Annotated in this window: 7 protein-coding genes; 1 reads left to right on the plus strand and 6 read right to left on the minus strand. The window is 47.7% G+C overall.

The window, feature by feature from the left end; all coding sequences use genetic code 11:
• Positions 1-388: 388 nt before the first annotated feature.
• The 5 genes from FJU30_RS26310 to FJU30_RS26330 form a co-directional block, all read right to left on the minus strand.
• Positions 389-1,510 (minus strand): hypothetical protein, encoded by a 1,122-nt coding sequence (locus FJU30_RS26310; RefSeq protein ID WP_150437887.1) that lies wholly within the window; start codon positions 1,508-1,510, stop codon positions 389-391.
• 397 nt (positions 1,511-1,907) lie between these two features.
• Positions 1,908-5,759 (minus strand): hypothetical protein, encoded by a 3,852-nt coding sequence (locus FJU30_RS26315; protein ID WP_150437888.1) that lies wholly within the window; start codon positions 5,757-5,759, stop codon positions 1,908-1,910.
• Positions 5,760-5,799: 40 nt separating this feature from the next.
• On the minus strand, positions 5,800-6,771 hold the full coding sequence (locus FJU30_RS26320; protein ID WP_150437889.1) for a reverse transcriptase family protein: 972 nt from the start codon (positions 6,769-6,771) through the stop codon (positions 5,800-5,802).
• Positions 6,752-7,042: a helix-turn-helix domain-containing protein gene (locus FJU30_RS26325; RefSeq protein ID WP_004104673.1), complete on the minus strand. Its 291-nt coding sequence runs from the start codon at positions 7,040-7,042 to the stop codon at positions 6,752-6,754. The genes FJU30_RS26320 and FJU30_RS26325 overlap by 20 nt, the downstream gene beginning before the upstream one ends.
• Positions 7,043-7,093: 51 nt before the next feature.
• Positions 7,094-7,333 carry a hypothetical protein gene (locus FJU30_RS26330; protein WP_126766396.1) on the minus strand — a complete coding sequence of 80 codons (240 nt, stop codon included), beginning with the start codon at positions 7,331-7,333 and terminating at the stop codon, positions 7,094-7,096.
• 617 nt (positions 7,334-7,950) lie between these two features.
• Between FJU30_RS26330 and FJU30_RS26335 the strand changes: the two genes are divergently transcribed.
• A complete protein-coding gene (locus tag FJU30_RS26335; RefSeq protein WP_223881717.1) occupies positions 7,951-9,609 on the plus strand; it encodes a KAP family P-loop NTPase fold protein in 1,659 nt (552 codons plus the stop codon).
• A 34-nt stretch (positions 9,610-9,643) separates the two neighbouring features.
• Here the strand turns inward: FJU30_RS26335 and FJU30_RS26340 are convergent.
• On the minus strand, positions 9,644-9,804 hold a 161-nt coding region (locus tag FJU30_RS26340), incomplete at its 5' end, for an integrase core domain-containing protein (RefSeq protein ID WP_150433409.1).

The following is a 9,804-nucleotide window of genomic DNA, read 5'->3' on the forward strand; positions in this document are numbered from 1 at the left end:
TTGTAGGGTGGCAGTAATTTGGCCAAAACTGCGGCTTTACGTTCCGGTGAATAACGTTTCATAACAGGCTCCGTTGCCCCCATAGAGATTTTCAGTATGGGGTGTCAACTATCCTGCCAGAGGGGGGCTATGAGCGCATCCACTTTACTCTTTACCGGTGTCAGCAGATCGCCATCGGTCTCCGGTACATGCAGGGAGACGATGAGGCTGTAGGGTGCTTCAGAATCATAGCGGTTCAGAGCACGTTGTGTTTTCCCACAGCATTGCCTCCCGGGCAAGCGGTTTGGTTGTTGGCAAGGGAAGGGCAAGAATTCGAGTGAGGCATGCCTTAGATGTTTATGCGTGAGAATGGAGGTCCGCTATGTGCCAGAAGCGGACGTTTTTAAAATTAAAGTTGTTCCTCGAGATGCGCCGCCATGTCCTCAAACCCACTGACCACTGTGCAGTCTGAGAATCTGTTCAGCTCAATTCTTTTATCGGACAGAAGATTGGCGAGTTTTCTGTCAGTATAAAGAGCGTCCGCTACAGGAAGTGCGGATGCCGCCACCATAAAGTCGTTTGGATCGCCATTCTTGTAACGGCGTTGCGGATCGTATCGCATCAACCCATATAATGAACTCAATACCCTTAGCGTTGGCATTGCTCGTGAGTCTGGCATCTTATGCCAGTAGTATTGGGCCTCAAGTGCGTATCGTTTGATATCTAATAAAGAAATGGGTATCCCTTCCTCTCTAAACCATGTAGTGATGCCGCCAGTTAATTCAATAAATATGCCGGTGTTAAGGTTCGCTATCTCTGATTGATGTTTGGCCTTTCCGTCATTGAGTTCTGTAATTCCACGAGAGTTATCCCACTTCGTCCCAAGGGAAGTGCGTGCAATTTCCAACTGAAATGAAAATGGCAGTTCTGACAGGGCATCAAAGACAGCCTTGTTAAAGGTTTCTTTATCTACATACGATTCGAGATACCCGAGTGTGGAAATCGTCGGTATTCCCATCAACTCGATGGGACTGCATAAGAAGTCTTCTAGCCCTTCAGATTCGTCCAGCTTACTCATACGCAGTTTGCGCAACTCAGATCCAACGCGCTCGGAAAAGGGAGTGATGCAGATCCCTTGGGAAAGTTCATCAACCAGTCGAGTAAGTGTTTCTCTTGTCGCCGGGTCTGTCATCGAGTCCAGCTCAAAGTATGTCGGAAGACCGATGGGAAAAACAAATCGCCCCGTCTGAACAGCTCGTTCAATACTTGTCCCAAACGTCTTCATTGCGGGTGTGAGACTCGCCTTGTTCAGTCTGAAGTCCGATACGCACTTCCATGCGTTCGTATCAAGATAAATCAGTTTAAGCGATCTCGCGCGGGCGGCTCTTTCACTACGTCGCCTTTTAATGTGATCGGAGAAAGACACGTGGGGAAAGCCCCGATGCAACTCAATATAATGGCTAATCCGGCTAGCGGATTCTCCAACGGCTGAATCGAAAGATGAATACATAAGATGTTCGACCTTGTTCAAAGAATCTCTTTTAATTCAATGTGTAATACATTGCCAACTTCTAAAGACACCTCATCAGGTTCTGCCGTTCCTTAATTGCAGCGCATATTAAGTAAAAATGACAGAATATAACTTCCCCCTTAGGGGGAGGTACAAGTTTAAAGATTGCCAATAATGGTTAACACAAGTTTGTACTAGTAAATCGCCATAGGTGAGGAAAATCATAAACTTCCGCTTCTCGCTCATAGCAGACCTCGCAACACTGCAGGTGGTCCACTGTATGCCAGGAGCGGAACCAAGTGTGCCAGAGACTATCTAAAAGTTGATGGTTCTTTTTGTAGGGGTACTTACACGTTTATCACGTGCAGATTCCATTACTTTCTCCTTATCGCAGAACGTTTGTATAGGCTTCTAGCCTTTATTCAAACCGCTGTTCCCTTTCACTATCTTCCCTTTGTTCCCGTTCTTTTTGGCGTTCGACCCACTGACTCATTTTTTCACAAACTGTTTTGGCAGCCTCGGAGATATCTGGACGCTCGTGTTTACTCAGCGCACCGATGGCGCTTGATCTAGCTTGCATTATGTTCGCCAGGCTACCAGTCCAAGAGGATGGAGTGATTCGCTCAGCAAAAGTCTCCAGCACAGCTAGTGGCTCGGGAGAGGCCTCTAACAGTTCTATAGCAGCTTCGTGTAGGGTTAGTAAATTCTGTTCATCATTCTTTGACCAGAGAGTCACACCAGCCGCAATGGCAGCCCAAACACTGGGATCATTTCTGGCACGGCACCATTCAATCAAGACGCTAGTACTTACATCAGCAAGAGGAGAAAGGCGTAAACCGCCACGACGAATAAAGAACTGTCTTCCCTGCTGCTGTTCCTCGGTGCATTCAAAAATGCAATTGAGGAATGATTCAGGCATTAACGCAACAGTTGTTGCTATAGTCTTCTCGAATCCCAAAAAATATCCATAGTGTTCATCAATGACATTGAAAATTGCATCCAACCACTCAATTTTTTTTGCCTCATTACCATCAAAACGCAATGCGGCATCGATAACTCGCTCCATGTAAAAATCAATTGTCCCTCTTTGGCCTCTGTCGCTGTTTTTAATCCGCTGGATTGCAGCAGCAAGACCAATCAACCGAAAGTCTGCGCCAAGCGTATCTGCCGATTTGTCTTTACCATGCAGTCTCATGGAGAGCGCATGCAAAATGACATTATCTCCGCTTGCTTTACTCAGGAGTTGCTCAGCAAGCTCGAGAAGACGAATTCTCGGCAAATTGGCGTATTGTTCTCGCCATAAAATCGACTCATACATGAAAGGGCGAATGTCTGGATCTTCCAAATGCTTCATGCAGCGATCCAAATCATTTACTGTAAATTTCCCCCAAGGATGCAAGCCAACCAATACCTGTCGAAGTTCAGGATGCTGCGCACATTGGTCGAGAAACTTCTGCGCTAATGATGGATCGACAGAGTCAACTTCTTCGATGAATCCCCCAATAACTCCAAAGTCTTTGTTAGCATCTGGCTGTTTTTCAATTTGTTCAACAAGTCGCTGCCAGCCAATACTTAGATCATGTGCCCCTCGAGCAAGTCCTCGACCAAAGACAGCGCGATAAGGCATTCCACCGATGGAGAACAGATCTGCTCCTAACTCCTCAAGCACATGATTTGATAAGGCAAAGTCCTGTCCCAATTGAAGTGCTTTAGCTTCAAGTCGTTTTCCGGCTGCGGTATATTTATCGGAGTCCTCATGATCAAAATCCGCATCCAGTGCCCAATAATCATCATTTATACTCAACACGTATGTCTTTATTGTTGGAATTAACGCAATGGGCTCCAACTCCTTATCTAAGGCAGCAAGATTATCCGGCAACGGCTCAACATCATCTCCATCGCCATGCTTGGTATAGTCAAAATAGACCGTTGAACGAACGGCTTTCCAACCTTCCCCCCAAGGACTTAAAGCATTTAATGTACCGGCAGCATCGACGAGTTTGTCTCGCATTGCTTCTTGAAACCAAATTCCCCTGAATTTGTCAGCCAGGATTGATCTTGCAGGCCTCTCAAGCTCAGGATCTCCGGATGCCGCTAATTGGATAATGACGTCAATAAAGGCGCTGCGCCATTCGACAAGTTCATCATAGTTGGGTTCGTATCCATAGTCTCTTGGTCGAGCTCCAAACTCACCAACCCCAAACCCTGACCACGGTGGGCCATCCAGGGCAGTTGACAGCATCTTTAAGCCCAAAGATTTACGCGTAATAATACTTGATGCAATGCACTCGTTCATTAAAGCAATACGCTGGCTTAGGGATGCATGAGTACCAGACAGATACGCCTGGAAAAACCTTGGGACCATGTTTCGAGCAGAATCCAAGTTATTATTATCGGCTTCGTGCTCTGCCATTTGAATAAGAAGCCTGGCGCATCGTTCAAAGGCGTTCGGTTCGTATGCCATCATTTGTAAAAGACGCAGAATACTACGTCGCTGCGGATTGTAGCCCGGTTCCATACCTTTGAAATCAAATGATGAGAGTACGGCCTCAATTCTGTTGAGCAATGCTTCAGGTGCAACCGGTCCGATATACCCAAGTATTCGTAACGAAATATCATTTAACCCGGCTATGCTTCCTAACATCCCTTCAGGCTGAAGCCAAGCTTCTACAATTTCTTTCGCAACAGGATGGTCATGTAACAACCCCAAGCGATGCGAAAAAGACATTAATAAACGCTCACGACCCGGAGCTTCAAAAGTCGCCCTAAGTTGATCGACGGGAATACTGTCGAGTGCGGATGCTGCCAATCTATTAGCAATGGCATGAGGTAAGATAGCTCTCCAGTGAGATCTTTTCTGAACGATATGACGTTCCATCAGCTTCGTAACGGCTTTAAATAAATGGGTTCTGGAATACCCAAATAGCGCCCCTAATATTTCCAGTTCGTTGGTAGCAGCATCTGGACTAGATACCGAGAATGAATACACCAGTGACAATATTTCAGCTTGCTCCCGTAAATTACCATCAGGATGATTACGCTGTTCAAACAAGCGATTAAACAACTGCGCATCAGAGAGTAGAGCCAAACTCTCGCCTTCCTCCCCTCTCTCAGCTATAGCCAAAGCAACTCTTGCATTCCCATCTGCAAACTCAGCAATACGACGGGCATTATTCTGACCAATAGAAGGGAAGCGACGGATAAGAAGTTGCTCTGCCACCTCTGGACCATCTGTCTCAATATGGATGACCTTAGTTGTCTGTGGTTTGTCATCCCTAATGTCGTACTCGATTGTGATGAGGCTTACTTCTTTTCCTGCGGCTGATACCTTGCTGGCAAGCGAAGCATGGAGTTCTGATGGACAATTATCAAGGATCATAATTACTCGTCGGTCCTCAGCGATCAGCTTATCAAGCATTGCTGTAGCCGACGGTACTGGCTCAGAGCCAGTATCAACATAAATAGCTACTGTCCGGTCAAGCGCATCTGTTCCAACAGTTTCATCAAAGAGCGCCTGAACGATCCGAGTCTTCCCGACACCAGATAATCCTGTAATACGAACCGCCTTATTCGTCGAACGGATAAGTTCTCGCATTGGGCTAATTGCTTCATCAATTTTGAGTTTTTGCCCGTTTCCCGACGGTAAAGTAATAGTTACACCCGGGGCTGAGATTAAAGTGTCTGTAACACCTTGGGGCGGATTGCTCCAGGCTCCGTAAGGTTGCCAGCCGGAATATCCTTGCCCAAGCTTCCCTTTTACCCACAGCATTACTGATGGATGTTGACGCAGCCATTGAATGAGTTTGGAACGGTCGTAGAAATCGAGGTGAAGATTGCTTTTGTTAGGATCATCTTTTACTGCATCCCTCATCGCTTTGAGACGATCCGCCTTTCCTGTCGGCGAGCAATCATCACCCAGGCTGACAATGATGTAGCTACCTTGCTTTCTGGCTTGTTCAGAGATTATGGGGGAAAGCGCGTTGCCGGTGCCCATTTCCTTCTCAATTGTAGCCTTTGGCATTTTATGTTTCTTTGCCTGAAAGACCGTATTAGGCCTTATAAGAAAGCCTGCTTTCAGTTGATCAACTGGAACCTGAACATGGATATCAATTCCTCCGTCAGGGGCTGTAATTGAGCCAGACCAATTTACACATGCAGGGCTATGACCATGTATTGCCACTTCAGCTTCTGCTAGCCGAGCTATAAGCTCTTCTAGCTGAGTATCGGAGAGCCGAAGTAATTCATCCTTTTCAATGTCAAAGATTGCCACGCATTCACCTTAGTAAAAATTTTTTGCCCTGGTCCTTACACTATGTATACATATTCATGCGCACCGCACTCTTAAGAGCAAGCAAGCGCTGTTTAAGTTTTTTTGCTTTGCCAGGATGGAATCTGGCCAATAAATGAACTAGCCCCAATGTTTGTGCATAAGGGCCCTTATCGAACTCGATAATTTCGCCCCTAAGAATGGCTTGCTCCAAATGATGAACTGCCGATCGTATCTGACTTTGCTTGGCGGAAGAGAGACCAGGTTTTGAATTCACCGAAAGCTTGGTAACTTCCATCCGTTGCCCAGATGTTCTGATTTCGTGTTTAGCTCGTTTAGGCTGGTAACCGTGCCTGGAAAGCATGCCATAAATCGAGGCTATCACATTCGTTTTAGCCGGTTTATCAAGAAAGTTTACTGACGAGACGGCGATATCATCAACGTAGCGGGAATAAATTATTCCTCTTGCCCGAAAACTGGCTTGCAGTGCCGGTTCATCTTTCCAAAACGCCAGGTTAGCCAGAAATGAACTAGTGATGGCCCCCTGAGGTAGCTCCCCTTGTCGGGTCGTCAGCTTGGTCAAACATTCAGCTACTTCATTATCGAAGCCAAAGAAATGTTGCCATATGTTATGCACTATTGTGTCTGAAGTTGACGGGAAAAAACGCGTGATATCTTCATTAATAACAATCGTAGAACCAGCGTGTAAAGTTGCATTAGTTTTATAATCACAACCTTTCAGACTACCTGTCAAATATGCTGGATAAACAACGTAATCAAGAATATTGCGCCTGATATTGCGTTGTACTTTTTTTAGAGGTGCATATGCATCCCAAGTCTGGCGCGTGCTTCCGTCAGGCTTAGTGATAGTGCTGGCGAGTCGGTACATATTGTCCGCACGATTAGCTAGATTAAGTAGTTCGATAGGAGAGATGTTCAGCGCTTTTGATAGCGCTGTCATACTGCTGATGCGTCGTTTGCTATAGAAGGGTGAGTCAGACAGAGTGTGAATCATTAAGCAGCTCCAACGCAGTACGCGCAAGTTCTCCCTGGAGTCCCTTATCAATACCGTTAAGATCACCGGCCTCTGCTGCAATAAAGAAAATAATGCTGACAGGAATGTTGAGAGCAGAAGCAATGCTGTTAAGGGTTGAAAGCGTCGGATCTCGCTTATTGTTTTCGAGCATGGAAAGATAAGAAACCGAACATTCTGCCTTCCGAGCTAAATCCGTCTGTGATATTCCCCTTCTGGTTCGGCATAACTTGATAGCCTGTCCGATATTCATAATTAACTCCGCAAATAAATATTGGGCCTGCTGCGTCTTGGCTCTGTTGCATTATTTCATCCAATCATCAATGTTTGTGATCAGACGAACCACAACGTCAATAATACGCAGTGCCCGGAAGACGATATCGTCAAACCGGAACCCGCTTCTTACCGGGCTGTCACGATGTCTGCGTAACTGACGCAATACATCTTCCAGCTCTGCCAGAGCGCCAGCATCGAGTTGGCTGCAGTGAGCATCGCGCAGCTTTTCAAGCGTTGCGATGGTGTTCTTTAAAGTATCGTGATTCATGTTGCTCTCCTTTGAATCGGCAAAACGCCGAAGCCCCGTAACAAGGCGATGGCCGAAAGGAGCCAACCCGATGCGCAAGCCCAACACCAGTCTTCGCGACGATGAAGCCCCGTTAATTCCGATAGTGCGGTTGCCTAGCAGCCGCGTATCGCGACTGGCTACAAATCACCATCATGACGAACGTGCTTCAGACTGACCGATGACGCTAGTCTGCCCGTCAAATCTCCAACACCGGATGAAGGAGCGGCCTGATAAACAGGCAATTACGCTAGACCTTCGCTGTTACGATGAGAACAATCATTTTAAAGAACACAGCTCAGGCGGAACGCCTGACCTGTGATAAGTAAAGCATTCTTTTCGATTTTTGGCAATAAAATTTCACTGGAAGTGAAATTCTATTGCCTATTCAGTACACCTTTTATCTGCGACTTCATGATGAGTAGACAGAACCGCTATACTGGCTTGCGTTTGCAGCGGGTCCCCTTCAGTTTGCTTACGTAATAAGTTGAACTGGTGCAGACAAGGCTCGAACGAGCATTAACTTGCTCTGTCTGTGAACCAGTGAAGCTTCTAACAATAGGACGATTGATACATGCTTTTTTGGGAGATGGTGTGCGATGAGTAAGCTGTTGTTCCGTCTGGCGGCATGGTGTGCTCGCCGTCGCGCGAAGCCTAATGCTGATATGGTAAGGAACGAGCAGCCGGACGGAGGGATTGGGGCTGAAGCGCCGATTCGGACAGCATCCGAAGATCGCCTTAGAAGGTCCGGATTCGCGGCTCGTATAGCCGACGTGCTTTCGGAGCTTAGTTTGCACGAAGGCCGAGTGTTCGCTATTCGTGGGGGATGGGGCTTCGGGAAATCATCACTGAAAAACCTTATCACCGAACGGCTCGATGCCAAGAGCAGTGGAGCGGACTGGCTCGACTTTAACCCATGGCAATGGGGAGACGGCGATGCAATCTCCCGCGCGCTATTTGGCCAGATAGCAGATCGATTGGGAGGCGAACATTCGAAGGCTGCGCTCGATCGTGCCGAAGCACTGCGACGCTACGGAGCGATCCTTACCGGGGTCAGTAAGCCTCTTAAAGAGGCTGGGAGTTCAGGTCTTCTAATCTCGACGGTGCTAACAAATGCTTCGGTTATAGCTATCGCGTCGGCTATTGGATATGACCTTCCGACAGTTGCAAAGGTTGCGGCTGTTCTTGCCTTTCTCTCGGTCGGAGTACCTCTTCTCGGACGCGTACTATCGTATCTCGGGCGTGACCATAGCGGCGAGTCTCTCGACAAGGTACGCAAAGCGCTTGAGACTCGTCTTCGCGAACTTGACCGGCCGCTGGTTGTCTTCGTCGACGACATTGACCGGCTCGAGCCTGATCAGATCAGGATGCTGCTTCGGCAGGTAAAGGCGAATGCTAATCTACCGAATATTGTTTTTGTGCTCCTGTTCCAGCCCAGTATCGTAGAACGAGCGCTAGATCCGGTTGCAGACAACGACGGTCGAGCCTTCCTTGAAAAGATCGTGCAGGCTAACTTTGATTTACCAGCCGTACCGACATCTTTCGTGCATCGTATGTTCGAGGAAGAACTCTCTGAAATAGCGGGCCCATACGCGACTGAGGCCAACGGGTTCTCTCAGAGACGCTGGGGTAACGCTTGTATTGGCTGCATCCAGCCCCTCCTTCGCAACATGCGTGATGCACGTCGTCTCATCTCTTCCATTGCTGTTCACATGCCACTGCATGTGGTCGGCGACGTGTTCGAGGTGAACATAGTAGACTTCCTGCTTCTGGAAACACTCAGGGTCTTCGAACCTGACCTCCACGATGCATTGTTCCGTGAGAGAGGATTGGTTCTCCAGGAAGGACGCTTCTCCCGTGATGGCCGACGGAAGGTGGACCAAGCAGCGGCTAAGGAGCTGCTTGAGATCGTCTCAGAGGAGCGCCGCAATATCATTTGTGATGCGCTTAAAGACTTATTTCCTCCCCTCGAATGGGCGTATGGGGGGACAAACTATGCAGACGGCTTCCATCGCCGGTGGTTGACGGAGAAACGAGTATGCACTTCGCGCTACTTCCCACGTTACTTTGAACTGCAGACGTCGGTTGGAGAAATATCTGAGCGCCGTTTCGTTGATTTTCTCAATGCAACAGCGACAGAGGACGAGCTCTTTGCTGAAATCGCAGCCATCGAAGCTGACGGGCTGTTGAATTCGCTCGTTGCGAGGCTCGATGAATCCGTCGACCGATTACCAACCGAGAATGCTACTGTTCGGTAATCCTCCCATTTTTAGCGGAGGTCATAAGTAGAGTTTACGCAGCACGTAATATATGCTGCTTTGGTGTATATCCACCCAGTGCCATATTGGGCCTTTCGTGATTATAAAACCACTGCCATTCCGTTGCATACTGCTGTAATTCATCCAGTGATGAAAATAGATATTGTCCCAGCCAGTCATAGCGCACTGTCCGGT

Source organism: Affinibrenneria salicis (genome assembly GCF_008710095.1).

What these genes read in the sequence shown, in the direction of transcription:
- FJU30_RS26325 (WP_004104673.1), bottom strand. Translation starts at nt 7,042, where the DNA reads ATGAATATCGGACAGGCTATCAAGTTATGCCGAACCAGAAGGGGAATA.
- FJU30_RS26320 (WP_150437889.1), bottom strand. Translation starts at nt 6,771, where the DNA reads ATGATTCACACTCTGTCTGACTCACCCTTCTATAGCAAACGACGCATC.
- FJU30_RS26330 (WP_126766396.1), bottom strand. Translation starts at nt 7,333, where the DNA reads ATGAATCACGATACTTTAAAGAACACCATCGCAACGCTTGAAAAGCTG.
- FJU30_RS26335 (WP_223881717.1), top strand. Translation starts at nt 7,951, where the DNA reads ATGAGTAAGCTGTTGTTCCGTCTGGCGGCATGGTGTGCTCGCCGTCGC.